This is a genomic window from Gordonia sp. CPCC 205515, from assembly GCF_048537925.1.
Taxonomy (GTDB): Bacteria; Actinomycetota; Actinomycetes; order Mycobacteriales; family Mycobacteriaceae; genus Gordonia.
Genome location: NZ_JBCLVJ010000015.1, coordinates 98,896 through 125,071 on the forward strand (window position 1 = coordinate 98,896; position 26,176 = coordinate 125,071).

The following is a 26,176-nucleotide window of genomic DNA, read 5'->3' on the forward strand; positions in this document are numbered from 1 at the left end:
TGTCACGCTCGGGTTTCAGCGACTCACGGTCCGCTCCGGACGCACCACGCCGGCTGCGGCGATGGCGATGATCAAGGCCACGACGGCCACCCCGAGCGCGGTCGCCAACGAGGTGCGGCTGCTGATGAAGCCGACGATCGCCGGGCCCGCCAGCATGCCGAGGTACCCGCATCCGACCACGAGCGAAATGCTGCGCCCGCTGGCATTGGTGGTGAGGTTGCCGGCGGCGGTGAAGATCTGCGGGATCAGTCCGGCCAACCCGACCCCGAACACCGTCCAGCCGACGATCGCCCACACCGTCGTCGGCGCGACGATCGCGGTGAGCATGCCGACGAGGCCGATCAGCGAACCGGCCCGCACCACCGTCACCGGCCCGAGGACCGCCGCGATCCGGTCCACCCCGAAGCGGGCGATGGTCATCGCCGCACTGAACGCGCCGAAGGTGATCGCGCCGATCGCGTCCCGCACGCCGTAGGTCTCCACCACGTGCAGTGCACTCCAGTCGTAGGCGGTGCCCTCGGCGAGCATGAGCGCGAACGCCACGACGGCCAGCAGCACGAGCCGACGGAGGTCGACACCGCGCCACCACGGGCCCGACGGCTCGTCGACAGACTCCGAATCACCCGCCGCGACCGGTCGACCGGTCAGACTCCGCGCAACGACCGCGGTGAGCAGCAGACCGAGCACCGTCGCGCCGATGACCGTGCGCACCACCCCGACGTCGGCCCACAGCGTGATGGCAACAATGGCGGAGCCGATGAGACTACCGACGGAGAAGTAGCCGTGGAAGGCCGACATGATGGGCCGGGCATAGGCCTGCTCGACGACGACGGCCTGCGCGTTCATCGAGACATCGAGCGACCCGTTGGCGAAGCCGAACACGGCCAGCGCCGCGGCCAGGCTCACCGGTCCGGTGGCCGTGACCGGACCGAGCACCGCCACACTGAGCAGCGCGGCCGCACCGACCGTGGTCGGACGGGATCCCCAGCGGTCGATGAGCGGACCGCACAGCTGCATGCCGACGAATGCCGATGCACCCAGCAGGAGCAGCAGACCACCGAGCTGATCGTGCGAGACGCCGGTGCGCGTCGAGATCACCGGGATGTGCGCCACCCACATGGCGGCGAGAAACCCGTTGAGCGCGAACACAACCGCCACCCCAACCCGGGACTGCCGCATGGTCACGGGCAATCGATCACCGGAGATGCTGATCGATCCGTTCCACCTTGCCGGTCAGTTCACCGGTGTGGCCGGGCCGGATATCGGCCTTGAGGACCAGTCCGACGCGCGGGGCATGTTCGGCGACGGCGTCGGCGGCCTGCTTGACCACGGCCATCACCTCGTCCCAGTCGCCCTCGAGATAGGTGAACATCGCGGTGGTCTGATGCGGCAGGCCCGACTCGCGGACCACCCGGACCGCGGCGGCCACGGCTGCGCTCATGCCGCCGTCGGCATCAACGGCAGCGCCGCCCGACGGCGACAGACTGAACGCGACGATCACCGGGTTCTCCCCTCGAGTCGAGACTCAGGTTCAGGCGGCCAGCTGCTGCGCCGCGTACTCCTCGGACAGCTCGGCGAGATGTCCGTTGCGCTGTGCCCACCACTCGAAGACGATCGTGCCGAACGGCGGGATGCTCGAGATCAGGGCCAGCCCGGTCACCGACAACGACCACCGCAACTGACGCGCGGTGAGCAGCGAGACCAGCACGAACACGACGAAGACAATGCCGTGCACCATACCCGGCACGGCCACCGCCTCGGTATGCCCGAGCACCCATTTGAAGAACATCGCGATGAGCAGCGCGAGCCAGGTGATCGCCTCCGCGATGGCGACGAGGCGGAAGCGTTTGGCAGGCGTGCTCAGATCAAAGAGTTGCGACATGGTCCCCATTGTGCAGAAAAATCGGACAACCTACGACCAGGTGTAGTAGAGATCTCCCGAATCACTTCTTGGGAACGCGGATCAGCAGCGCATCACCCTGGCCGCCGGCGCCGCACAGTGCGGCCGCGCCCACGCCGCCCCCACGACGCTGCAATTCCAGCGCGAGGTGCAGCGTGATGCGCGCGCCGGAGGTGCCGATCGGGTGGCCGACGGCGATCGCGCCGCCGTTGATGTTGACGATCTCCGGATCGACACCGAGTTGCTTCGTCGATGCCAGGCCGACCGCGGCGAAGGCCTCGTTGATCTCGATGACGTCGAGATCTGCCGGCTTGATGCCGGCGCGGTCGCAGGCCTTCTCGATGGCGTTGGCCGGCTGCGCCTGCAGCGACGAGTCCGGTCCGGCGACGACGCCGTGGGGACCGATCTCGGCGAGCCAGGTCACGCCGAGCTCTTCGGCCCTGGCCTTGCTCATCACGATGACCGCGGCCGCGCCGTCGGAGATCTGCGAGGAGTTGCCTGCGGTGATGGTGCCGTCCTTGCGGAAGGCCGGACGCAGACCCGCGAGCGACTCGGCAGAGGTGTCGGCGCGCACGCCCTCGTCTTCGGCGAAGGAGATCGGGTCGCCCTTGCGCTGCGGGATCTCGACGGGCACGACCTCGTCGGCGAAGACGCCGTTCTTCCACGCGATGGCGGCACGCTGGTGGCTGGTCGCGGCGAACTCGTCCTGCTCGGCGCGGGTGAAACCGCGCGTCACATCTCCCGTCGCTCCGCTCGCTTGGTCGTTGCCCTGCTCGGTCAGCGCACCCATCGGCTGATCGGTGAAGGCGTCCCACAAGCCGTCGTAGGCCAGGTGGTCGACGAGCTCGGTGTTGCCGTATTTGAAGCCGTTGCGGCTGCCCGGCAGCAGATGCGGCGCCTGGGTCATCGACTCCTGCCCACCGGCGACGACGCACTCGAACTCGCCGGCACGGATCAGCTGGTCGGCCAGCGCGATGGCGTCGATGCCCGACAGGCACATCTTGTTGATGGTCAGGGTCGCGACGTCCCAGCCGATGCCGGCCTTGATCGCGGTCTGCCGTGCGGGCATCTGGCCTGCTCCGGCGGTGAGCACCTGGCCCATGATCACGTAGTCGACAGCGGCAGCGGGCACTCCGCTGCGCTCGAGTGCCCCCTTGATGGCGACCGCGCCCAGGTCCACCGCGCTGAAGTCCTTCAGCGACCCCATGAGTCGGCCGAACGGCGTGCGGGCGCCGCCGACGATAACCGTCGAGAACTGGTCGTTGTTCGTGGACATGGGAACCTCCAACGGGTTGGTGAAACGGACAGACCGAGCGCCCGTTCTGTGCGCATGTACCACCAACGCTACCGTTAGGACATGAGCATCTCAGCAACAGACCCCGCGGCAGCCTCGGCCGCCCCCACCACCCTCATCTCCGACCTCGTCGTGGCCATCGACCACGCCGGTGTCGCAGTCCCCGATCTCGAGGCCGCGAAGAAGTGGTACCTCGACCATCTCGGTTTCGAAACCCTGCACGAGGAGGTCAACGAGGGCCAGGGTGTTCGCGAGGCGATGGTCGGGCCGCGCGCGGCCGCTGACGCCGGTGGCGCCGTGGTCCAGCTCCTCGCCCCGCTCGACGAGACCTCCACCATCGCGAAGTTCCTCGACCGCAACGGCCCGGGCCTGCAGCAGCTCGCCGTGCGGGTGACCGACGTCGACGAGGTCGTCCGCCGACTGTCCGACGCCGGCATCCGGGTGCTCTACCCCGAGGCCCGACGCGGCACCGCGGACTCGCGCATCAACTTCGTCCACCCGAAGGACGCCGGCGGTGTGCTGCTCGAACTCGTCGAGCCCGCAAAGGATTCCGCAGGTCACTGACCCTGCCGGGACCAAAGTCCGCCGCGGTCTGTCGGGACCATGCCCTAGACTGTGCCCCATGGCAGCACCCGCACCACGGCCGTTACCGTTCGCCACCGTGATGCGCGGTTTCGACCGCGATCAGGTGGCCGAACACCTCCGACGCATCGACGCCGAGATGCGTGTCCTCGCGGCTGATCGCGACGCCGCAACCGCCAACGCCCACGAGCTCGCAGCGCACCTCGAGGATGCGCGCGACGAGATCGAGGAACTGCACCGCGAGGTCGACAAGCTCTCGGTGCCGCCGACCACCGCGCAGGGTATGAGCGAGCGACTGTCCCGCATGCTCCAGCTCGCCTCCGACGAGGCGTCGGAGATGCGGGCCGAAGCCGCGGCCGAGGTCGCCGAGACCACCTCCATCGCCCGGCAGGAGGCCGACGGCATGCGCGCCGACGCCGAGGCCGACGCGCAACGGATTCGCGACGAGGCGAACGCCAAGGCGCAGCAGATCATCGCCGAGGCCGAGACGTGGGCGCGGGAATCGCGGGAGCGCTCCGACGAGCTGACCGCGACGTCGGAGCAGGAGGCGGCCGACGCGCGCCGCGCCATCACCGAGCGCACCGCGGCCATGGAGGCCGAGCACACCGAGACGATGACCGCGGCCCGCGCCGAGGCCGAGCGGATCGTCGCACGTGCCACCGACGAGGCCACTCAACTCGAACAGCAGAGCGCGCGGGACCGGCAGGCCGAGCGCGAGCAGGCACAGACCGATGCGCAGCAGATCAAGGACGCCGCGGCCGCGGTCGCCACGGAACGGCTGGCGCGCTCGCGGGAGTTGGCCGCGATGGCCGACCGCGCGCGCAAGGATGTCGTCGCCCAACTCGACGGGGTGCGCGAGCAACTGACAAAACTCCCGGCCGCGCTGACCGCCAAGCACGACGATCTGGCCGCGCTCACCGCCGACGACGACCTCGAATTGCTGAACGGAAAGTTGTCCGGGACGGCCAAGGTCAACCGATCGGCCTCGAACAATGTCCAGGCGGCATCCTGAGCGACGCGGGTCAGAACAGCCGGAACTCGTCGCTCTCCGCGCCGCGTAGCGCGTCGTAATCCAGTACGACACAACGGATTCCGCGGTCAGTGGCCAGGGTTCGCGCCTGCGGTTTGATCTGCTGGGCGGCGAACACCCCGGACACCGGCGCGAGCAGCGGGTCGCGGTTCAGCAGTTCGAGATAGCGGGTCAGCTGTTCGACGCCGTCGATCTCTCCCCGCCGTTTGATCTCCACGGCGACGGTCGCACCGACCGAGTCGCGGCACAACAGATCCACCGGACCGATCGCGGTCATGTACTCCCGCCGGATGAGGGTGTGCCCCGGACCGAGTGTTTCCACGTGCTCGGCGAGCAGCTCCTGCAGGTGTGCCTCCACGCCGTCCTTGACCAGGCCCGGATCGACGCCGAGCTCATGGACCGAATCATGGTCGATCGAGGCGATGGTGATCCGCAGTTCCTCGCCGGTCTTGTTGGTGACGACCCAGTACGCCTGGGCCTCGACGCCCTCGGGCACCGGCGACTCGGTCAGCCAGCACGGCGGACTCATCCAGTTCAGCGGCTTGTAGGCGCGGTCGTCGGCGTGCACGCTCACCGATCCGTCGGACTTGATCAACAACAGCCGCTTCGCCATCGGCAGGTGTGCCGTCAACCGACCCACATAGTCCACTTGGCATTCCGCAATGACCAGACGCACGTCGGCCAGCTTAGTGCTCAGTCCCGGCCGTCGACCATGTCCCCCGCGTAGCGTCGCTTCAGCTGCAGCGCCTCGGCGTCGTACACCGCCTCCTCCATCGTGGAGTGAACGTGCGGCAGCGTCGGGTCGAATCCCTGAAGCGATTCCGGCGCAACCAGATCCGGCGAGAAATGATCGTCCCGATGGCGTTCCACACTGGCCCGCAGCACAGTGTCCGGATCGACGATGACGCCGCGCTGCCCGCGCTCCTCGAGGGAGTGTTTGAAGCTGAGGACCATGGTGCGGGCGACCGGATCGATGACCCCGATCCGGGAGATGTCGACGATGGCGATGTCGAAGTCGTCGACGTCCTGCTCGAGGCGACGCATCGCGGCCTCCGCGCCGGAGAAGGTCAGATCGCCCTGGAGTTCGTAGACGCGGACGCGATCGCGGCAGGTCCGCAGGAAACTGCGTTCCCGCTGACTCCAGTCGGCGCCGACCTCAAACTCGCCGATGTCGTAGACCGAGCGGATGATCACCCGGCTCTCGCGGGTGAGGTTGAACATGTGCAGCCCGAGGTCGGTCGACAGGTGCCGGCAGGCGAGGATGCCGCGCACACTGTTGCCGTGCCGGTCCAGCCGCGGCGAGTACACCCCGATCCCCAGCTGTCCCGGCAGGATCGCCAGAATACCGCCGCCCACACCGCTTTTCGCGGGCAGGCCGACCGAGGTCACCCAGTCCCCGGCGCCGTCGTACATGCCGCAGGTCGTCATCACCGACAGCACCCGCTGCGCGATCTCCCCTTTGAGCACCTGCCGCCCGGTCCGCGGATTGATCCCACCGTTGGCGATGGTGGCACCGATCGCGGCGAGGTCATCGGTGGTCACCTGCAGCGAGCACTGGCGGTAGTAGATGTCGAGAGCCGCTTCCGGATCGGTGTCGACGACACCGAAGCTGTCGAGCATGTAGGCGATCGCGCGATTACGCGCGCCGGTGGCCGCCTCCGACGAGTAGACGTCGGAGTCGAGGGACAACTTGCGGCCGGCGCAGGCCGAATAGAACTCGACGAGGTCGGCGAAGACGGCGTCGACGACATCACGCTCGACGGTCCGGACCGGCGGCAGCAACAGCGACGACGCAAGGATCGCGCCGGCGTTGATCATCGGGTTCTTGGGCCGACGCTGGTCGTCGACGCTGATCTGGTTGAACGCCTCACCCGAGGGCTCCACCCCGATCTTGTCGTCGGTGGCCGCAAAACCGAGACGGGTCAGCACCATCGCGTAGGTCAGCGGCTTGGACACCGACTGGATGGTGAACGCGACACCACTGTCGCCCTCGGAGTACACATGCCCGTCGTGCATGCACAGCGACAGGCCGAAACCCTCCGCATCGACCTGGGTCAGTTCCGGGATGTAATCGGCCAGCGCACCGGACCGATCGGCCGCGCAGACCTGCATGATGTGGCTCAGATAGCCATCGACGTGTGAGAGCACAGCCGCGAATCTACCGGCTTCAATCACCGAAGTGGTGTGAGTGAACCGATCCGGCACACCACTGTGTCGGTGGTGGTCGACTCGCGACAACGGCACGGTGGAACCCGACAGTCACACCGACGACAAAGGAGTCCTCCGGTGACCGATGCCACCACCATGTCCCATCCGATCAACACGCCCCGCCTGAGCTTCGACGCGAGCGCGCCGAATGCCGCGCGGCTGCATGCCGATCTGCACTGGCCGCAGGACGCGCCGACGATGACCGGCCTGGTCGCGACCTTCGGTCACTTCGGCCTCGAGGTGATCAGCCATGCGGGCACTGTCGACGACACCGGCACCGCCACCGGTCGGCTCACGCTCCGGACACCGGAGATGGCGTCGTGGAATCCGGCTGCCGCCGAGCGTATCTCGGCCGCCTTCGGGTTGCTGCGACATGACCGGTTCGAGGTCGATGGCTTCCTGCGGCTGACCGCGACAGCGTTGCTGCGCACCGACGAGGTCGTGCTGATCCGGGCATTGTGCCGATACGTCGCGCAGTGCGGGCTGTCCATCGCATCCGAAACCGTGGTCTCGCTGCTGTCCACCCATCCCGACGTGGTCCGCGGATTGCTCGACCTGTTCACCGCGCGCCTGGATCCGGCCGTGTCCGACCGGGGTCCGGCGATCGAGGACGCCGAGCAGCGACTCGACACGGCCATCGCGACCGCGACCACCCTCGACGCCGACCGGTTGTTCCGCGCGCTGCGCTCGGCGGTGCGGGCCACCCTGCGCACCAACTGGTTTCAGCACGGTGTGCCACTGACGCGGGCGATGGTCCTCAAGCTCGACCCGTCGCTGGTGGAACTCCCGGCCGCGGTCACTCCGTACCGCGAACTGTTCGTACACTCGGCCACCGTCGAGGGCAGCCATGTGCGGGGCGGCCCCATCGCCCGCGGTGGGCTGCGGCATTCGGAACGTCCGAGCGACTTCCGCACCGAGGTCCTCGGGTTGATGCGCACCCAGGTCGTGAAGAACTCGCTGATCGTGCCGGTCGGCGCGAAGGGTGCCTTCGTCGTGCGCGGCGGCGACCTGACCCCGACACGGGTGCGGGCGGCCTACACCGAGTTCATCGAAGCCATGCTCGACGTCACCGACAACCGCAGCGGCGAGGAGATCATCCATCCCGCCGACACGGTGGTGACCGACGGTCCCGACCCGTATCTCGTCGTCGCCGCCGACAAGGGCACCGCACGATTCTCCGACACCGCCAACGCGATCGCCGTGCGCCGCGGATTCTGGCTCGGGGACGCGTTCGCGTCCGGCGGGAGCACCGGCTACGACCACAAGGCCATGGGAATCACCGCCCGTGGCGCCTGGCTGGGCGTGCGCCGCCACCTGTCTGAGACCGGAATCGAGTTCGACACAACCGAATTCACCGTGGCCGGGATCGGCGACATGTCCGGTGACGTCTTCGGCAACGGCATGCTGTCCACCCCGACGATCCGCCTGGTCGCAGCCTTCGATCACCGCCACATCTTTCTCGACCCGACCCCGGATGCCCGCACGTCCTTCTTCGAGCGGCAACGACTGCTCCACCTGCCGTCGAGCAGTTGGGACGACTACGACCGCTCCCTCATCTCCGCCGGCGGCGGTGTGTGGCCGCGGACCGCGAAATCCATTGCACTGTCCCCCGCGGCTCGCCGCGCACTCGATGTCGAGGCCACCGAGCTGCCGCCGCACGAGCTCATTTCGGCCATCCTGCGGGCCCCGGTCGACCTGCTGTTCAACGGCGGCGTCGGCACCTATGTGAAAGCGTCAACCGAATCTGCCTCGGCCGCAGGTGATCCCGCCAACGACATGCTGCGGGTGGACGCGGACACGGTGCGGGCCACCGTGATCGGTGAGGGCGGCAACCTCGGCCTGACCCAGCGGGCACGGGTCGAGTACGCACTCGCCGGCGGCCGGATCAACGGCGACTTCATCGACAACGCTGCCGGGGTTGCGACCTCGGATCGGGAGGTCAACCTCAAGATCGCCCTCGACGACGCCGTGCGGTCCGGCGCGCTCGCCGGACCCGACCGCGACGACCTGCTCGCCACGCTCACCGACGACGTGGCCGCCGCGGTACTCGCCGACTGCGACCGGCAGACACTGGCTCTGTCACTGGCGGAATCGAATTCGTCGTTCCTGCTGGGCCGGCACGCCCGGCTCATCGAGAATCTCGAGGCGACCACCGGGATGGACCGCTCCGCGGAGGTGTTGCCCACCAGCGGTCAACTCGCGGTCCGGATGCGGGACGGCAGTGGCCTGGTGCGCCCGGAAATCGCGGTGTTGCTGGCGATGTCGAAGAATGTGGTGCGTGCCGAACTGCTCGCATCGACGGTGCCCGACGATCCGGGTTTCGCGCACATCCTGACCGAGTACTTCCCCTCCCAGATCCGAGACCTGCTCGGCGACAACCTCTCCGGGCATCGGGTCGCACGGGAGATCGTGGCGGTGCGGCTGGCCAACGACATCATCGATCACGTCGGACCCGGCTTCGTCTATCGGGCGGAGGAACGCTTCGGCACGTCCACGCCGGAGATCGTCTCCGCCTACGCCCTGGTGTCGGCGACGCTGGGTGTCGGCGACCGATGGGACGCGGTGCTCGAGCGGACCGACCTCGACCACGAATCCCGGTTGGCCCTGCTCACCGAGTTGCAGACGGTGATCGAGGAGGCCACCGGATGGGTGCTGCGGCAGCGCCGGGTCCTGCGCGCCGATCCCGCGGGCTGGGCGGCCCGCATCCGCGCCTACGCGCCGATGATCGCCCAACTCGGCACGGCACCGTCCACCGGCGACGACAACGACGCAACGGTGCCGGCCGGGTTGGCGACGGCCCTGCCGATCGCCGACGACGCAGGCGTCCTCGACCTGCCGGTCGAGCGGGTGGCACAGGTCCATCGGTTGGTCGCCGAGCGGTTCGGACTCGACCGGTTGCGGGTGGCCGCGCGCGACACCGCGACCGGCGACTACTGGGAGGCGATGTCGGCAGCCATCGTGGCCGAGGAGATCGGTGAGGCCCACCACGACCTCGTTCGGCTGATCCTCACCGACACGGCGGCCGATGCGACACCTGCCGTCGCACTCGAGGACTGGACGGGGCGCCACGACATCGCGGTCGCACGCCTCGACGATGTGCTCCGTCGTCTGGTTCCCGAGGCGCTGACCGGTGCGCAGGCCCGTGTGGCCGCCGCCGAGGTCCGCCTGCTTGCCGACCGAAGCCGGCCGGAGCTCACGCCCGCGCGATGATGGCGAGCAGCAGTTCGGCCCGCACCCGGGCCACCGAGAGATCGCAGCCCAGCACCTCCTCGGCGCGAGCGATGCGCCCCCGCAGGGTGTGGCGGTGCACGCCGAGCACCGCGGCCGCGGCCTCCCACTGGCCGTTGGCCTCCAGGTAGGCGCGCAGCGACGCGAGCAGCTCCGTGTTGTGGGTGGCGTCGTAGTCGACCAGCGGCGCCACCAGGATGTCGGCCAGTCCGTCGAGCACCCGGCGCGACTCCGGGAACGAGAGCAGGGCCCGCCCGGCGAGCGACGTGGATTCCTCCGGAACTCCGCGCCGTTCGGCCGAGGCGGCGGCCATCCGCGACTGCTCGACGGCGGTGTCGAGGTCGTCGAGGCGATGCGGGGAGCTGACGCCGATCCGCAATCCCCGGCGCTGCGCCGGCGTCAACCCCTCGAAGAGCCGACCGGCGAACTCGAGGGTGTCGGTGCCGCGCAACAGCACCACCAGCGCATCGGCATCCTCCATCAGGAACACCGGTCGGGCCGCCGCCGCGAGCGCGTCGTCGACCGCGGACACGACCACCGCGCTGCGTTGCGGCAGATCCAGCACGGTCAGGACCCGCACCTCGTCGCGCGCGTCACCGGCCGCCATCACGACATCGCGAGCGGTGCTCACATCGGCCTTGCCGGACAACAGGATACGCAGCGCAGCGGCATTGATCCGAGTCTGCTGCAGGTGCAGACGACGGGGCTTCTCGAAGTCGAGGGCGAGCAGCGAGTTCGCGTGTCCGATGAGGATCTGGTCGGTCGGGCGCGGATCGGCGCCGAACACCACGCCGAGATGTCCGTGTACTCGCTTGTCGACCCGAATCGATTGGGTGACCACGATGCCGACGTCGGTCGCCGACACCCCGCTGGCCACACCGCCGCTGTCCCGACCGATCAGCTCGGCCACCGCGCCGACCACGTCGGTCGACAGATCCGCCGGATACGTGTCGATCACCCGTTCGGCCGCGTCGAGCAGCACCACCGCCGCCGCGCAGGCCACCGACAGCTCCTTGATCATCGCCGTCGGACCCCCGCTGACCGCGGCTCTGGTCATCCGCGGTTGGGTGCGCGACGCCGACAGCACCGCCTCGTACTGCAGCTCGGCGAGACGATCGGCAACCGTCTTGGTCACCGCGACAAACGGCGTCGGCAGCGGCACGGTGAACAGCATCAATCCGTGCTCGTCGGCGGCCCCGATCAGATCCCCCGGCACCTCGTCGTGGCTGAGTCCGATACCCACGCCCAGTGCGGCGGCACCGCTCTCGACGAGTTCGGCCACATAGCGGCGGAGGCCGTCGGCGGTGCGAGGCAGGCCTATTCCGGTGGTCAGCACGGCCTCCCCGCCCGACAGCCACTCGCCGGGATGCTCGAGTTCGGAGGTCACCACAAAGCTGATCTCGGCGTCGTCGCCGCTGCTCGAGACCCGACGCAGCCCCAGTTCACGACGACCGAGCAGCCACCGCACCGGCACACCCACAACCACTCCAATCTGTCGTCTCGACATCGAAATCCAGCGCCGATCTGGCACGTGCGTTGCACCCTGCAGCAGAGCACAGTTGTAGCTGCCGGGCAAGCCCCGGCAGTCACCACATCCCAGCCGAACCGGAGGATCGACATGCGCGTGCTCGTTGCCTACCTCGCGACATCCGGCGGTGCCGACGCCGTCGCCGTCGGGGTACGGCTGGCCCGGACACTGCACGCCGACCTCGACATCGCCATGGTCGTGCCGCAGGATCGCGCCGCTCACCTGCTGCCGTCGACGAGTTTCGACGATGTCCTCGTCGAGCAGACCGAGCAGTGGCTCGCCGAGGCCGCCGAGTTCGTGCCCGCCGACGTCCCGGTGAGTACGCATGTGGTCCTGCATGATTCGGTGGCCGGCGGACTCATCGCCGAGGCCCAGCGCCTCGACGCGGCCGCGCTGGTCGTGGGCGGGGCCGGCGGCGGGCTGATCGGCGGTCACACCCTGGGCTCCGTCGTCAACGAACTCCTGCACTCATCCCCGGTACCGATCCTGTTGTCGCCCCGCGGGATTCGCACCTCACTGCGCAACAGTGACGGATCGGTCCACGGAACTGCCAGGCTCGCCGAGGCGATATCGGTCGAGACCGCGATCGCCACCCTCGAGTGGCACGCCGACCAGCTGATCACGGCCGGCTCGAGCCGACCGGTGCAGCCACGCCGATTGACCCTCGGATCGACGGCCGCCAAGAAGCTTCGCACGCTCGACGTGCCGATGCTGGTCATCCCGCCCGTCGACGCCGCGTGATCACCTGAACCCGTCGTCAATACGACAATCTGGTGCGCGCAGTGCCGCAGCACGCACCGAAATGGATATATCGCGGATCCCCCGTCAACCGAAACACTCAGTGCAAGAGATGCACGCAGAACCTCAGGAGCCAGACATGACCGACCTCACCTACCGCCTGCCCCAGAAGCGCCACCTCGTCACGCCGCTCCCCGGCCCGCGCTCGCAGGAGCTCACCACGCGCCGCCGGGCGACGGTGGCGGCCGGGGTCGGCTCCTCGGTCCCCGTCTACACCGCCGACGCCGACGGTGGCGTGATCGTCGACGTCGACGGCAACTCCCTCATCGACCTCGGTTCCGGCATCGCCGTCACCAGTGTCGGTGCCTCCAACTCCGCTGTCGCCGAAGCGGTCCGCGAGCAGGTCGGGCATTTCACGCACACCTGCTTCATGGTGACCCCGTACGAGGGCTACGTCCGCGTCGCCGAGGAACTCGCCGCACTCACCCCCGGCGACCACGAGAAGCGCACCGTGCTGTTCAACTCGGGCGCCGAGGCCGTGGAGAACGCCGTCAAGGTCGCGCGCCTGGCGACCGGACGCAACGCCGTCGTCGCGTTCGATCACGCCTACCACGGACGCACCAACCTGACGATGGCGCTGACCGCCAAGAACATGCCCTACAAGCACAACTTCGGCCCGTTCGCCCCGGAGATCTACCGGATGCCGATGAGCTATCCGTTCCGCGACGCCGACGGTCTGACCGGCGAGCAGGCCGCACAGCGGACGATCTCGCAGATCGAGAAGCAGATCGGCGGCGACGCGGTGGCCGCGATCATCATCGAACCGATCCAGGGCGAGGGCGGCTTCATCGTCCCGGCCCGCGGCTTCCTGCCGACATTGCAGGCCTGGGCCAACGAGAACGGCGTGGTCTTCATCGCCGACGAGGTGCAGACCGGCTTCGCCCGCACCGGTGACTGGTTCGCCTGCAACGACGAGGACATCGTCCCGGACATCATCACCATGGCCAAGGGCATCGCCGGTGGCATGCCGCTGGCCGCCATCACCGGTCGCGCCGACCTGCTCGACAAGGTGCACGCCGGCGGACTCGGCGGCACCTACGGCGGCAACCCGGTCGCCTGCGCCGCCGCGGTCGCCACCCTCGAGGAGATGCGCGCCCACGATATGCCGGCCCGCGCCCGTCACATCGGAGACCTCGCCACCACGGCCCTGCAGACCCTGGCCGACGAGGTCGACGTGATCGGCGACATCCGCGGCCGCGGTGGCATGCTGGCCATCGAACTGGTCCGCCCCGGCACCACCGAGCCCGACCCGGAACTCACCAAAAAGGTTGCGGCACAGTGCCTCGCCGAGGGGGTCATCATCCTGACCTGCGGCACCTACGGCAACGTCATCCGTCTGCTCCCCCCGCTGGTCATCGACGACGACCTGCTCACCGACGGCCTCGACGTGCTCGCCGCCGCCATCCGTTCCGCCGCGCAGGCCTGAGGCCGCCAACCCCACCGTCAGGAGCCCACCCCCGATGACCACCCCCGCACTCCCGTCCCTCCCCACCGGCCTCTGGCTGGGCGGACAATCGGTTCCCGCGAGCAACGGCACCGAGTTCGAGGTGTTCGCCCCGGCGACCGGTGAACTGCTGGCCACCGTGGCCGACGCAGGCGTTGACGACGCACGCGCCGCGCTCGACACCGCGGTCGCCACCCAGGCCTCGTGGGCCGCCACCCCGGCCCGCACGCGCTCGGAGATCCTGTACCGCGCGTGGGAACTCGTCCTCGAGCACACCGAGGATCTGGCCCTGGTGATGACCCTGGAGATGGGTAAGCCGCTGGCCGAGGCTCGCGGTGAAGTCGCCTACGGCGCGGAGTTCCTGCGCTGGTTCGCCGAGGAGGCCGTCCGCATCGGCGGTCGCACCGCCCCCGCACCGTCGGGCAACGGCCGCATCCTGGTCACCAAGGAGCCGGTCGGGCCGGTGCTCGCGGTCACCCCGTGGAACTTCCCGCTGGCCATGGGCACCCGCAAGATCGGCCCGGCGCTCGCCGCCGGCTGCACCGTGATCGTCAAGCCCGCCGAGGACACCCCGCTGACGATGCTGCTGCTCGCGCAGCTCTTCGCCGAGGCCGGACTGCCCGCCGGCGTGCTGTCGGTGCTGCCCACCCGCGACGCCATCGGCGTGGTCGCCGCCCTCACCGACGACCCGCGCCTGCGCAAGATCTCCTTCACCGGCTCCACCCAGGTCGGCCGAAAGTTGTTGGCCCAGGCCGCCGATCAGGTGCTCCGGACGTCGATGGAACTCGGCGGCAACGCCCCGTTCATCGTCTTCGACGACGCCGACCTCGACGCCGCCCTCGACGGCGCGATGGCCGCCAAGATGCGCAACGGTGGCGAGGCCTGCACCTCGGCGAACCGCTTCCTGGTGCACAACTCGGTCCGCGAACGGTTCACCGCGGCACTGGCCGAACGCATCGGCACACTGCGTGTCGGCCCCGGCTGGTCAGACGGCGTCGACGTCGGCCCGATCATCAACGAACGTCAGCGGGACCGCATCGCCGCGCTCGTCGACGACGCGGTCACCAAGGGCGCGACCGTGCGCACCGGCGGCAAGGTGATCGAGGGCGACGGCTGGTTCTACGCCCCGACCGTGCTCGACGACCTACCCGCCGACGCCGCGATCCGCGCCGACGAGATCTTCGGTCCGGTCGCCGCGATCACCGGCTTCGACACCGAGGCCGAGGCCGTCGCCGCGGCCAACGCCACCGACTACGGCCTGGCAGCCTACTTCTACACGCGCGATCTGGATCGCGCGCTGCGGGTGTCGGCTGCCCTGGAGTCGGGGATGGTCGGCGTCAACCGCGGCGTCATCTCCGATCCCGCTGCCCCGTTCGGCGGGGTCAAGCAGTCCGGGCTCGGCAGCGAGGGCGGCAGCGAGGGTATCGAGGAATACCTCAACACCAAGTACATCGCGCTCACCACCGGATAGGGATCACCATGACCGCCGACCTGTCCGCCCGCGCGGATCCATCACCGTCGATCGATGATCTGTCCGGAAAAGGGCTGGCCGCAGGGAAACTCGGTGTGTTGTCCGGAGCGATCCTCGGCATCTCCACCGTCGCACCGGGATACACCCTCACCGCGTCGATCGGACTGATCGTCGCGGCCGTCGGACTCAAGATGCCGGCCATCCTGATCGCCGGCTTCATCCCGATGTTCTTGACCGCCTACGGGTATCGGGAGCTCAACTCCGACAACCCCGATTGCGGTGCGTCGTTCACCTGGTCCACCAAGGCCTTCGGGCCCTACGTCGGCTGGATGTGCGGCTGGGGCATGGTCATCGCGACGATCATCGTCCTGTCGAATCTGGCCGCGGTCGGGGTGGAGTTCTTCTACCTCATCCTCGGCCAGATCTTCGACTCGACGTGGCTGGGCGGGCTCGGCGACGACAAGACCGTCAACATCGTGACGACGCTGATCCTGCTGGCCGCGGCCACCTGGGTGTCCATGCGCGGCATCACCACCAGTGAACGCCTCCAGTACGTGCTGGTCGCGTTCCAGATGATCGTGCTGATCGCGTTCGCGGTGATCGCCTTCGTCAAGGTCGCCGACGGTCAGGCACCCGCCCACCTGTCCTTCGACATCGACTGGTTCAACCCGTTCACCGGCCTGACCATCGCCTCGTTCGCGGTCGGCCTGACCGGCTCGATCTTCGCCTTCTGGGGCTGGGACACCTGCCTGACCCTCGGCGAGGAATGCAAGGACCCCAAACGCACGCCCGGTCGCGCCGGCCTGCTGTGCGTCATATCCATCCTGGCCACCTATCTCCTGGTGGCGCTGGCGACCATGATGTACGCCGGCGTCGGCGACGAGGGTGTGGGCCTGGGCAACCCGGAGAACTCGGAGAACGTGTTCGGCGCCCTGGCCGAACCGATCCTCGGCCGGTGGGGCGGTCTGCTGCTGTTTCTCGCGATCCTCGTGTCGTCGATCGCGAGCCTGCAGACCACCTTCCTGCCGGTCGCCCGCACCATGCTGGCGATGGGCACCTACGGCGCGTTCCCGCGCAAGGTCGCCGAGATCCATCCGAGGTTCCTCGCCCCGTCGTTCGCCGCGCTCGTCGCCGGCGTGGTGACCGCCGTGTTCTACACCATCGTGACCATCGCATCGGCACACACACTGATGGATACCATTGCCGCACTGGGCATCATGATCTGCTGGTATTACAGCATCACCGCGTTCGCGTGCGTCTGGTACTTCCGCCACACCCTGTTCTCGAGCGTGCACAACGTCGTCTACCGGCTCATCTGCCCGCTGCTCGGCGGCATCGCGCTGATCGCAGTGTTCGTGGTCTCGGTCGGCGAGAGCATGAACCCGGAGAACGGCAGCGGCGCCTCGATCTTCGGCATCGGCCTGGTCTTCTACATCGGTTTCGGACTGCTGCTCTTCGGCGTCGTCGTCATGCTCGTCCTCCGGGCCATCGCACCCGCCTTCTTCCGCGGCGACACCCTTCCCCGCTCCACGCCCGACACCGGGCGCACCCCCGCACACCAACCCCTTTAGGAGTCAACCGTGTCCACCATCATCGAGCGTGACGTCGTCGTCATCGGCGCCGGCCCGTCCGGTCTGACCGCCGCCCACGAGCTCACCAAGGCGGGCCGCACCGTCGCGGTGTTCGAGGCCCGCGACCGCGTCGGCGGACGCACCTGGACCGACACCATCGACGGCGCGATGCTCGAGATCGGCGGGCAGTGGGTGTCACCGGATCAGACCGCGCTCTACGAGATGCTCGACGAACTCGGGCTGCAGACCTTCGACCGCTACCGCGAGGGCAGCTCGGTCTATGTCACCCCGGCCGGCGAACGCATCGTCTACGACGGCGACGACTTCCCCGTCGCCGAGCGCACCGTCGCCGAGATGAATCGCCTCATCGCGACCATCGACGACCTCGCCGCCCAGATCGGTGCCGAAGAGCCGTGGGCCCACCCGCGGGCTGCCGAACTCGACACCGTCTCCTTCCGGCGCTGGTTGGAGGACCTCACCGACGACACCGAGGCCATCGACAACATCGCCCTGTTCATTGCCGGCGGCATGCTCACCAAGCCCGCGCACGCGTTCTCCGCGCTGCAGGCCGTGCTGATGGCGGCCTCGGCCGGATCGTTCAGCAACCTGATCGACGAGGACTTCATCCTCGACAAGCGGGTCATCGGGGGTATGCAGCAGGTCTCGCAGCGACTCGCGGAACGCCTGGGCGACAACGTCTTCCTCAACGCCCCGGTCCGCACCGTGCGCTGGGGCGAGGACGACGGCGTGACCGTGATCGCCGACGGTGGACTCGAATGCCGTGCACAGCGCGTGATCCTGGCCGTGCCGCCGAACCTGTACAGTCGGGTCTCGTTCGATCCGCCGCTGCCCCGGCGTCAGCACCAGATGCATCAGCATCAGTCGCTGGGGCTGGTCATCAAGGTCCACGCCGTCTACGAAACCCCGTTCTGGCGGGCAGAAGGCTTGTCCGGCACCGGTTTCAGCGGCACGCAGCTGGTGCAGGAGATCTACGACAACACCAACCACGAGGATCCCCGCGGCACTCTTGTCGGCTTCGTGTCCGACCACAAGGCCGACGCGATGTTCGAGCTACCCGCCGACGAGCGCCGCAAGACCATCCTCGACTCGATCGCCGGCTACCTCGGTCCGCAGGCCCTCGAGCCGGTCGTGTACTACGAATCCGATTGGGGTTCCGAGGAATGGACGCGCGGCGCTTATGCCGCCAGCTTCGATCTCGGTGGTCTGCACCGCTACGGCATGGATCAGCGCCGACCCGTCGGACCCATTCACTTCTCCTGCTCCGACATCGCAGGCGAGGGCTACCAGCACGTCGACGGCGCCGTCCGCATGGGCAAGCGCACCGCCGCGGCCATCCATGAGGATCTGGCGCTCAACTCGCCTGCTCGTTGAACCCTTCCTCCGCTCGTTGAGCAGCGACGAGGAACGAGGAGCGTGTCGAAACGAGGCCCCCACCGAAACGTCAGTCACCCCACCACCCGCACCGTCACCCCGTCGGCGAACCGGTACGGATTGGCGGCCAGCAGCCCGCCGAGGTGTTTGCGTAGCCGCGACACCTCGGCGCGCACGGTGATGGTGCGGTCGTCGACCCCGAACAGCACCCGCGACATCTCCGCCGCGCTGCAGCCCTGTGGGTTTCGGGCGAGGATCCCGAGGATCTCGGCGTGCCGGGGCGAGGGCTGCATCGTCCACCGCCCGGTACCACTCGACACCGCGACCGACGGTGACCGCGGATCGGCCAGGTCGAGTTCGAGCACCGTCTCCGACGACCCCGCCCCACCCTCGGCCACCCGCACCAACCACCCGCCGGGCAGCGGTTCGAGGTCGCATTCCCCCAACGTGTGCAACCACATGCGGCCGGGCGCCGTCTGCTTGGGCAGGGTCAGCCGGGTGCGTGGCGCGACGGCGTCCAGCGCCGCCACCCATCCGTCGGCGTCCACCGCGAGCGCCGGTCCGCCCAACCGGGCCAACATCGGCGCGGCCACCGACCGCAGTTGATCCAGTGTGCGGCGGTGATGATCGCGCAGTTGCGACTCGGCCAGCTTCGCCACCACATCCACCAGCGCGACGGTGGTCGGATGAATGGTGGCCGCCGGTCCACTGACGTCGACGACCCCGAGCACCGACCCGGTCCGCGGGTCACGGATCGGTGCGCCGGCGCACGTCCACGAATGATGGCTGCGCACAAAGTGCTCCGCGGAGAACACCTGCACCGCACGGCCGGACATCAGCGCGGTGCCGATCGCGTTGGTACCGACGGAGTTCTCCCCCCAGTCGGCGCCCTCGACGAAGCCGAGTCGATCAGCGCGCTGCAGCACCCGCGCCGAACCGCTACGCCACAGCACCGATCCCTGCGCATCGGCGACGACCAGAATGTTGTCGCCGTCGGCGATCACCGAATCGAGTCCCCTCGTCAGATCCTCGAGCACCAGGGACAACGCCGACTCCCCACGACGCGCCTCGACCTCGGCGACGTCGAGCGCCTCGTCCATCGACCCACGTTCGGGATTGACACCGGCTTCCAGCACGCGGTCCCACGACTGCATGATCAGCGAGCGCGGCCGGGCGGGCATCTTCTCCCCGGACATCGCCGCGTCGTAGACCGCGGACAGGACCTGGGCGTACTGGCGCGGATCCTCGCCCGCGGACACCGCGGGTTCGGGACCCAATGAGGCATCAGAGACCGACACACCCCGATTGTGCTCCCCATCACACTGCCCCCGCAAAGCCCCAAGCGGGGTTGCAGCCCGTTGCAACACCCGCGGGACCGACGCAACCCGATGCAACCCTTGTTGACGATCACCTCCCCAAGGTGTGCTGTGGATCACAGACATCGAGGACGTATCCGAGGAGGACACTCATGACCCAGACCCTGGAACCCACCGCCACGCAGGAGCGGTCCGACGACCCGCAGCACCGCGTCGACGCCTGGCTCGCCGACTTCGAAGCGGCCCTGGCCGCCCGCGACATCGAGCAGGTGACCGGCATGTTCGCCACCGACAGCTTCTGGCGTGACCTGGTGTCGTTCACCTGGAACCTCAAGACCGTCGAGGGCCGCACTGCGATCGCCGACATGCTCGGTGAGCGTCTGGCCGACACCGATCCGAGCGCCTTCCACACCAGCGAGACTCCGGCCGACGACGGCGGGGTGCTCTCGGCGTTCATCGAGTTCGAGACCGCGACCGGCCGCGGCGGCGGCCTCCTGCGGCTACGTCGCGACGACGACGGCACCGATCGCGCCTGGACCCTGCTCACCACGCTGCAGGAACTCAAGGGACACGAGGAGCCCAGCGGGCACAGCCGAGTCCTGGGCGCAGTACACGGCGCCGACCCGGATCGCCGGTCCTGGGCACAGAAGAAAGAAGACGAAGAGGCCGCGCTGGGTCGCACCGTCGAGCCATACGTCCTGGTCATCGGCGGCGGTCAGGGCGGTATCGCGCTCGGCGCCCGGCTACGGCAACTCGGGGTCCCATCGATCGTCGTCGACCGTCACGACCGACCCGGCGACCAATGGCGCAAGCGGTACAAGAGCCTGTGCCTGCACGACCCCGTCTGGTACGACCATCTCCCCTACCTGCCGTTCCCGGCGAACTGGCCGGTGTTCGCGCCCAAGGACAAGATCGGCGACTGGCTCGAGTTCTACACCAAGGTCATGGAGGTGCCCTACTGGAGCAAGACGACGTGCCTGTCGGCCTCCTACGACGAGAAGGCCCAACAGTGGACCGTCGAACTCGACCGCGACGGCGAACGCCTCACCCTGCATCCGACGCAACTGGTCCTGGCCACCGGCATGTCGGGCAAGGCCAACGTGCCGACCATCCCCGGCCAGGACGTCTTCGCCGGCGAGCAGCACCACTCGAGTCAGCATCCCGGCCCCGACGGCTACGCCGGCAAAAAGGTCGTCGTCATCGGCGCCAACAACTCCGCGCACGACATCTGTAAAGCATTGGTGGAGAACGGCATCGACACGACGATGGTGCAGCGGTCGTCGACGCACATCGTGCGCTCGGACTCGCTGATGGAAGTCGGTCTCGGCGCGCTCTACAGCGAGCAGGCCGTGGAATCCGGGATGACCACCAAGAAGGCCGATCTCACCTTCGCGTCGCTGCCCTACCGGATCATGCACGAGTTCCAGATCCCGATCTACGACGAGATCCGCGAACGTGACAAGGAGTTCTACCAGCGGCTCGAAGACGCCGGATTCGACCTCGACTTCGGCGACGATGAGTCGGGCCTGTTCATGAAGTACCTGCGCCGCGGTTCCGGCTACTACATCGACGTCGGCGCCTGCGACCTCGTCGCCGACGGCACCATCAAGCTCGCCCACGGCGAGGTCGATCACCTCAGTGAGAACAGTGTGGTGCTCGCCGACGGTACCGAGCTGCCCGCCGACGTCGTCGTCTACGCGACCGGGTACGGCTCGATGAACGGCTGGGCCGCCGACCTCATGGGCCAGGACGTCGCCGACCGCGTCGGCAAGGTCTGGGGTCTGGGGTCGGAGACCACCAAGGATCCGGGTCCGTGGGAGGGCGAGCAACGCAACATGTGGAAGCCCACCCAGCAACCCGGCCTGTGGTTCCACGGCGGCAACCTGCACCAGTCGCGCCACTATTCGCTGTATCTCGCATTGCAGCTCAAGGCACGGTTTGAGGGCATCGACACCCCGGTGTACGGCCTGCAGGAAGTCCATCATCTGAGCTGATTGCGGTGCGGCGGCGACGAAGTCCACCCCGAAGCGGCCCGACCGTGCTGAGATGAGACGCAGGAGAACTCACGACTCGATCTCGACCGCACGATCGGAGTACACGTTGAAGCTGCTCGTCGCCTACATCGCCACCTCGGGTGGCGCGGACGCCGTCGCGCTCGGGGTCTGTCTGGCCCGCACCTTGAAAGCCCCCCTGGATATCACTCTGGTGATACCGCCGGACACCTCGCAGGGTTACCGGAAGGCGGGCAACTTCGCCGAGATCCTCGATGAGCGGGCGCACGAGTGGCTCTCCGAGGCCTCGGCCATGGTGCCCGACGACATCTCCATGCAGACCCACATCTGCCTCGAGGAGAACGCGGCCGACGGACTGATCAAGGAAGTGGAGCGGCTGCATTCCACTCTCCTGGTCGTCGGCGGCTCCGGCGGCGGCATGCTCGTCGGCCGGCATTCGCTGGGGTCGGTGGTCAACGATCTCCTGCACTCGTCGCCGGTTCCGGTGGCGTTGGCACCGAGCGGCTTTCGCTATACCGGAGCCGAGACGGTGCGGGAGATCACCGCGGCGATCGGTCGACGGCCCGGCGCCGAGACGCTCATCGACACAGCGTCGTCGTTGAGCGCCGCCGGCGGGGTGCCGCTGCGGTTCCTGGCGCTCGTCTCCCGCGACGACATGCCCCCACGACGCACCGACGACGACGAAGAGGAGGCGCAGGCCTTCGCCACCGACCTCGCGCAGAAGGCGCTGCAGACAGCGCACGCGCGGCTACCGGAGAAGACCCACATCTCCTCCGTTGTCGCCCATGGCCGCAGTATCGAGGATGCGGTCGGCACGGTCGAGTGGCACGCGGGCGACCTGATCATGGTCGGGTCGAGCCGGTTGGCCGCGCCGAAACGCTTGTTCCTGGGGTCGACCGCGGCCAAGATGCTGCGGGTTCTCGCGGTACCGATGATCGTCGTGCCCCGGCACGAAAACGCCTGACGGCTCGCGCCGACGTATCACCACAACTAAACAACAGGGAGCAGAGCGATGAGCGACTCAACGACCGGTTCATCCGACCTCGTCGACAAAGGACTCGCCACCGGCAAGATCGGCACCTTTGCCGGTGCGGTCCTGGGTATTTCGTGTGTCGCCCCTGGCTACACCCTCACCGCCAGCATCGGGCTGATCGTCGCGGCGGTGGGGCTGAAGATGCCCGCCATCTTCATCGCCGGTTTCATCCCGATGTTCCTGACGGCCTACGCCTATCGCGAACTCAACTCCCGTGCGCCGGATTGTGGCGCCTCGTTCACCTGGTCCACCAAGGCATTCGGGCCGTACGTCGGCTGGATGTGCGGGTGGGGCATGGTGCTCGCGACGATCATCGTGCTGTCGAACCTGGCCGCCATCGCCGTCGAATTCTTCTATCTGTTCATCGGCAGGCTGTTCCACAGTGATGGCATCGCCGAGCTCGGAGACAACAAGGCGATCAACATCGTCACGACGCTGGTGTTCATCGCGATCGCGACCTATATATCGGGACGCGGGATCACCACCAGCGAGTACGTGCAGTACATCCTGGTGGGTTTCCAGATGATCGTGCTTCTCGCCTTCGCGGTGGTGGCCATCGTCAAGTCGGTCAACGGCAACGCCCCAGCCGGCCTCGAGTTCAGCCTGGAGTGGTTCAACCCGTTCACCGGTCTTGCCTTGGGCGCGTTCGTGATCGGCGTGACGGGTTCGATCTTCGCGTTCTGGGGCTGGGACACCTGCCTGACGTTGGGTGAGGAATCCAAGGATCCGACGAAGGTACCCGGTCGCGCCGGACTGCTCTGTGTGGTCTCGATCCTGCTGACGTACTTGTTGGTCGCGGTCGCGGTGATGATGTTCGCCGGCGTCGGCGACACCGGGTTGGGCCTGGGCAACGAGGACAACGCAGAGAATGTGTTCGGCGCGCTCGCGTTGCCGGTGCTCGGTGGTTGGGGTGAACCGCTGTTGTTCCTCGCGATCCTGGCGTCGGCCGCCGCGAGTCTGCAGACCACCTTCCTGCCGGCCGCACGGACGATGCTCGCGATGGGCGCCTACGGCGCCTTTCCCCGCAAGTTCGCCGCGGTGCATCCGCGCTATCTCGTGCCGACGTTCAGCACCGTCGTCGCAGGTATCGTGACCGCAGCCTTCTATACGATCGTCAGCCTGCTGTCCGAGCATGTCCTGCTCGACACCATTGCCGCGCTCGGCATCATGATCTGTTGGTATTACGGGATCACCGCATTCGCGTGCGTCTGGTTCTTCCGCAAGGAACTCTTCAGCGATGTCCGCAACGCGATCTTCAAATTCCTCTTCCCCTTGTTGGGCGGCATCATGCTCACGTTCGTCTTCGTGATTTCCGTACGCGAAAGCATGAATCCCGACAATGGCAGCGGCGCATCGATCTTCGGTATCGGATTGGTGTTCTATACGGGATTCGGTCTGCTTGCCCTCGGTGCGGTGCTGATGTTGGTGATGCGCGCCTATTCACCGGACTTCTTTGCCGGCCGCACCCTTCGCCGGGACACGCCGGCCCTGGTCGACGAATCGTCGCTCATCGAGCCGTGAATCATCATCAACGGCGCCAGGAAGAATAGTGCGGAATCGAGTCGGTGCCGGTGATCAGCAGATCTCGGTGGGCTGATCGGTGCGGGTGTATGTCGCCAGCACGACCGGATCGCCCGGCGTCGCGTACTGGTTGATCAGCGTGTAGCGGCCACCCAGAACAGTCGGCGCCGGCGAGGTGGGCGCGGCGACGAGAATCAGCGCCGGATTCCGCTCGAGCAGAGCACTGCCGACGACCGAATCGGGTTCGGCCCACCGAGGGTCCTCGACGCCGGTGCGCATCTTGATGTCCGAGCCGGCCGCGTGCGCGATCTCACCGCTGACGAGCCCGCGGGTATCCACGATGTCCAAGTGCGTGTTGCTCAGTCCGAACAGTCCCATCTCCGAGAACGCGACAACCGTTCCCGGTGGCAGGCATCGGGTTTGGCGCACTCCTTCGATCCAATGGACGCTGTACATGTCGTAACCACCGCTCTTGATGAGACCGGTGTTGTCAGCACCCGCAATGTTCCACACGGGGTGGTAGGTGTTCTGCGTCGGACCCACAAAGGCGACTGCGAGGGCCACGGCAGCAACGCTCGTTGCGGCGATGACGACACCCCGACGCGAGGACGCTGAGGCAGTGGTCGTGCGGCGATCGGTGGTGATGAGGCCCACCAGGTGAGCAGCTCCGGCGACCGATGCCACCGTCAACAGTGGAATGATCGGCGCCAGGTGCCGGCCACCGTACATCCAGTCGCCGCCGGCCATGATGATCATCGCGGCCTGGATGAGAATCGCCAGCTGTAGCAGGAGCGCGCTGCGGTGGGTACGCCACCACGGTGCAATCGCAACGATCGTCAGAATCAGCTCGATCAACAGCGCGACCGAGGACAAGGCAGGGACGAATCCCCACCACGCTTGCGCTTGAACCAGATAGTCCGAGCCCAGCGGTGCGGCAATCCCGAACGGAACATTCTTGGCGTAGTAGGTATTCGGTAGCAGCTCACCAAAATAGCTGTACCGAGCGATCGCCAGAACCAGATACGTGACAATCGGTGCGAGTACCCACTGCACGCGTCTGCCGAGCGGCTCCTGCGTGCGCAGTACCGCGCACCCGGCAGCAAGCACGGCGACGACGGCGAGGCTCTCCGGCCGGGCGAGGACGAACAACGCCGCCCAGACCGGTGCCTGCCAGCGCGGCGCATCGGATCGGATCAGGGCGGCGAGCAGCCCGGTGAACAGCACCGCGTACAGCGAGGTCTCCAGACCGTTGGCGGCGCTGGCGGCGAAGTTCCAGGACAGAGCGACGAGCACGGTGCAGGCCGCCTGGCCTTTGGTGGACAACCCCACGGTGCGCGCGAGGACGGCCGTCGTCCACAGGGCCGCGGCACCGAAGAGCACCCCGAACAGCTTGAGAACCAGAACGGTGTAGGAATCGGGGGCCAGAGCCGACGCGGTGGCAACAAGCAGATGAAGCGGACTACTGAAGCCCTCGACCGGCTGTCCCACGGTGAAATCGGGCTGGCCTGATGCGAGAAGGTTCTCGGCGTATCGAAGCGTGATCAGACCGTCATCGGGGGTGTGCCCGAAGGTGAATAACACCATCAATCCGTACAGCGGTAACGCAACAAGAACAGGCCAATAGATGCGAATGAAATCCCCGCGCATTAGGTGAGTCTAACCTCACTGAGTCGCGCTGAAATAACCCCATCGATAAGGGAGGCGGATATAGCAGAATGCCCCGCAACCAAAGGTGGCGGGGCATTCTGGGATGTTTAGTTCGGCGGTGTCCTACTCTCCCACACTGGTTAGGGTGCAGTACCATCGGCGCTGGAGGGCTTAGCTTCCGGGTTCGGAATGGAGCCGGGC

At 67.7% G+C, this 26,176-nt stretch carries 20 protein-coding genes; 11 read left to right on the plus strand and 9 right to left on the minus strand.

What is annotated here, in order from left to right; translation table 11 throughout:
- Positions 1–15: 15 nt before the first annotated feature.
- Genes AAFP30_RS22070 through AAFP30_RS22085 form a run of 4 tightly spaced genes read right to left on the minus strand, consistent with a single transcriptional unit; the run spans position 16 to position 3,176 of the window.
- Positions 16–1,179 carry an MFS transporter gene (locus tag AAFP30_RS22070; RefSeq protein ID WP_419232183.1) on the minus strand — a complete coding sequence of 388 codons (1,164 nt, stop codon included), beginning with the start codon at positions 1,177–1,179 and terminating at the stop codon, positions 16–18.
- Positions 1,180–1,195: 16 nt separating this feature from the next.
- Positions 1,196–1,501 (minus strand): thiamine-binding protein, encoded by a 306-nt coding sequence (locus AAFP30_RS22075; RefSeq protein WP_419232158.1) that lies wholly within the window; start codon positions 1,499–1,501, stop codon positions 1,196–1,198.
- Positions 1,502–1,531: 30 nt separating this feature from the next.
- Complete coding sequence (locus tag AAFP30_RS22080) at positions 1,532–1,891, minus strand: DUF3817 domain-containing protein (RefSeq protein ID WP_419232159.1); 360 nt, start codon at positions 1,889–1,891, stop codon at positions 1,532–1,534.
- Between the two features lie 52 nt (positions 1,892–1,943).
- A complete protein-coding gene (locus tag AAFP30_RS22085) occupies positions 1,944–3,176 on the minus strand; it encodes an acetyl-CoA C-acetyltransferase (protein ID WP_419232160.1) in 1,233 nt (410 codons plus the stop codon).
- Between the two features lie 81 nt (positions 3,177–3,257).
- On the opposite strand from AAFP30_RS22085, the gene mce reads away from it, so the two are divergent.
- Both mce and AAFP30_RS22095 read left to right on the plus strand, forming a co-directional pair.
- Complete coding sequence (gene mce / locus AAFP30_RS22090) at positions 3,258–3,758, plus strand: methylmalonyl-CoA epimerase (protein ID WP_419232161.1); 501 nt, start codon at positions 3,258–3,260, stop codon at positions 3,756–3,758.
- 58 nt (positions 3,759–3,816) lie between these two features.
- Positions 3,817–4,788 carry a hypothetical protein gene (locus AAFP30_RS22095; RefSeq protein WP_419232162.1) on the plus strand — a complete coding sequence of 324 codons (972 nt, stop codon included), beginning with the start codon at positions 3,817–3,819 and terminating at the stop codon, positions 4,786–4,788.
- Positions 4,789–4,798: 10 nt separating this feature from the next.
- Here the strand turns inward: AAFP30_RS22095 and nucS are convergent, their stop codons facing one another.
- Positions 4,799–5,482 (minus strand): endonuclease NucS, encoded by a 684-nt coding sequence (gene nucS, locus AAFP30_RS22100; protein ID WP_419232163.1) that lies wholly within the window; start codon positions 5,480–5,482, stop codon positions 4,799–4,801.
- 17 nt (positions 5,483–5,499) lie between these two features.
- Positions 5,500–6,918 carry a glutaminase A gene (glsA, locus tag AAFP30_RS22105; protein ID WP_419232184.1) on the minus strand — a complete coding sequence of 473 codons (1,419 nt, stop codon included), beginning with the start codon at positions 6,916–6,918 and terminating at the stop codon, positions 5,500–5,502.
- A 174-nt stretch (positions 6,919–7,092) separates the two neighbouring features.
- Between glsA and AAFP30_RS22110 the strand changes: the two genes are divergently transcribed.
- A complete protein-coding gene (locus AAFP30_RS22110; RefSeq protein WP_419232164.1) occupies positions 7,093–10,224 on the plus strand; it encodes an NAD-glutamate dehydrogenase domain-containing protein in 3,132 nt (1,043 codons plus the stop codon).
- On the opposite strand, the gene AAFP30_RS22115 is transcribed toward AAFP30_RS22110, so the two are convergent.
- Complete coding sequence (locus AAFP30_RS22115) at positions 10,208–11,722, minus strand: PucR family transcriptional regulator (RefSeq protein WP_419232165.1); 1,515 nt, start codon at positions 11,720–11,722, stop codon at positions 10,208–10,210. The genes AAFP30_RS22110 and AAFP30_RS22115 overlap by 17 nt on opposite strands.
- A gap of 138 nt (positions 11,723–11,860) precedes the next feature.
- Here AAFP30_RS22115 and AAFP30_RS22120 point away from each other — a divergent pair, with 138 nt between their 5' ends.
- The 5 genes from AAFP30_RS22120 to AAFP30_RS22140 all read left to right on the plus strand — a co-directional run bounded on the left by AAFP30_RS22120 (position 11,861) and on the right by AAFP30_RS22140 (position 18,446).
- A complete protein-coding gene (locus AAFP30_RS22120; protein WP_419232166.1) occupies positions 11,861–12,511 on the plus strand; it encodes a universal stress protein in 651 nt (216 codons plus the stop codon).
- Between the two features lie 136 nt (positions 12,512–12,647).
- Positions 12,648–13,994 (plus strand): 4-aminobutyrate--2-oxoglutarate transaminase, encoded by a 1,347-nt coding sequence (gene gabT / locus AAFP30_RS22125; protein WP_419232167.1) that lies wholly within the window; start codon positions 12,648–12,650, stop codon positions 13,992–13,994.
- 34 nt (positions 13,995–14,028) lie between these two features.
- Entirely contained in the window at positions 14,029–15,483 is a 1,455-nt protein-coding gene (locus AAFP30_RS22130) for an NAD-dependent succinate-semialdehyde dehydrogenase (protein ID WP_419232168.1), read from the plus strand.
- Positions 15,484–15,491: 8 nt separating this feature from the next.
- A complete protein-coding gene (locus tag AAFP30_RS22135; RefSeq protein WP_419232169.1) occupies positions 15,492–17,054 on the plus strand; it encodes an APC family permease in 1,563 nt (520 codons plus the stop codon).
- Between the two features lie 9 nt (positions 17,055–17,063).
- Complete coding sequence (locus AAFP30_RS22140) at positions 17,064–18,446, plus strand: flavin monoamine oxidase family protein (protein ID WP_419232170.1); 1,383 nt, start codon at positions 17,064–17,066, stop codon at positions 18,444–18,446.
- A 74-nt stretch (positions 18,447–18,520) separates the two neighbouring features.
- On the opposite strand, the gene AAFP30_RS22145 is transcribed toward AAFP30_RS22140, so the two are convergent.
- Entirely contained in the window at positions 18,521–19,744 is a 1,224-nt protein-coding gene (locus AAFP30_RS22145; protein WP_419232171.1) for a GAF domain-containing protein, read from the minus strand.
- A gap of 170 nt (positions 19,745–19,914) precedes the next feature.
- On the opposite strand from AAFP30_RS22145, the gene AAFP30_RS22150 reads away from it, so the two are divergent.
- The 3 genes from AAFP30_RS22150 to AAFP30_RS22160 all read left to right on the plus strand — a co-directional run bounded on the left by AAFP30_RS22150 (position 19,915) and on the right by AAFP30_RS22160 (position 24,328).
- Positions 19,915–21,756 carry an NAD(P)-binding domain-containing protein gene (locus AAFP30_RS22150; RefSeq protein ID WP_419232172.1) on the plus strand — a complete coding sequence of 614 codons (1,842 nt, stop codon included), beginning with the start codon at positions 19,915–19,917 and terminating at the stop codon, positions 21,754–21,756.
- 106 nt (positions 21,757–21,862) lie between these two features.
- Positions 21,863–22,738, plus strand: coding sequence for a universal stress protein (locus tag AAFP30_RS22155; protein WP_419232185.1), 876 nt, complete (start codon positions 21,863–21,865; stop codon positions 22,736–22,738).
- 48 nt (positions 22,739–22,786) lie between these two features.
- Entirely contained in the window at positions 22,787–24,328 is a 1,542-nt protein-coding gene (locus AAFP30_RS22160) for an APC family permease (protein WP_419232173.1), read from the plus strand.
- Positions 24,329–24,382: 54 nt separating this feature from the next.
- Here the strand turns inward: AAFP30_RS22160 and AAFP30_RS22165 are convergent, their stop codons facing one another.
- A complete protein-coding gene (locus AAFP30_RS22165) occupies positions 24,383–25,975 on the minus strand; it encodes a hypothetical protein (protein ID WP_419232174.1) in 1,593 nt (530 codons plus the stop codon).
- Between the last annotated feature and the right edge of the window lie 201 nt (positions 25,976–26,176).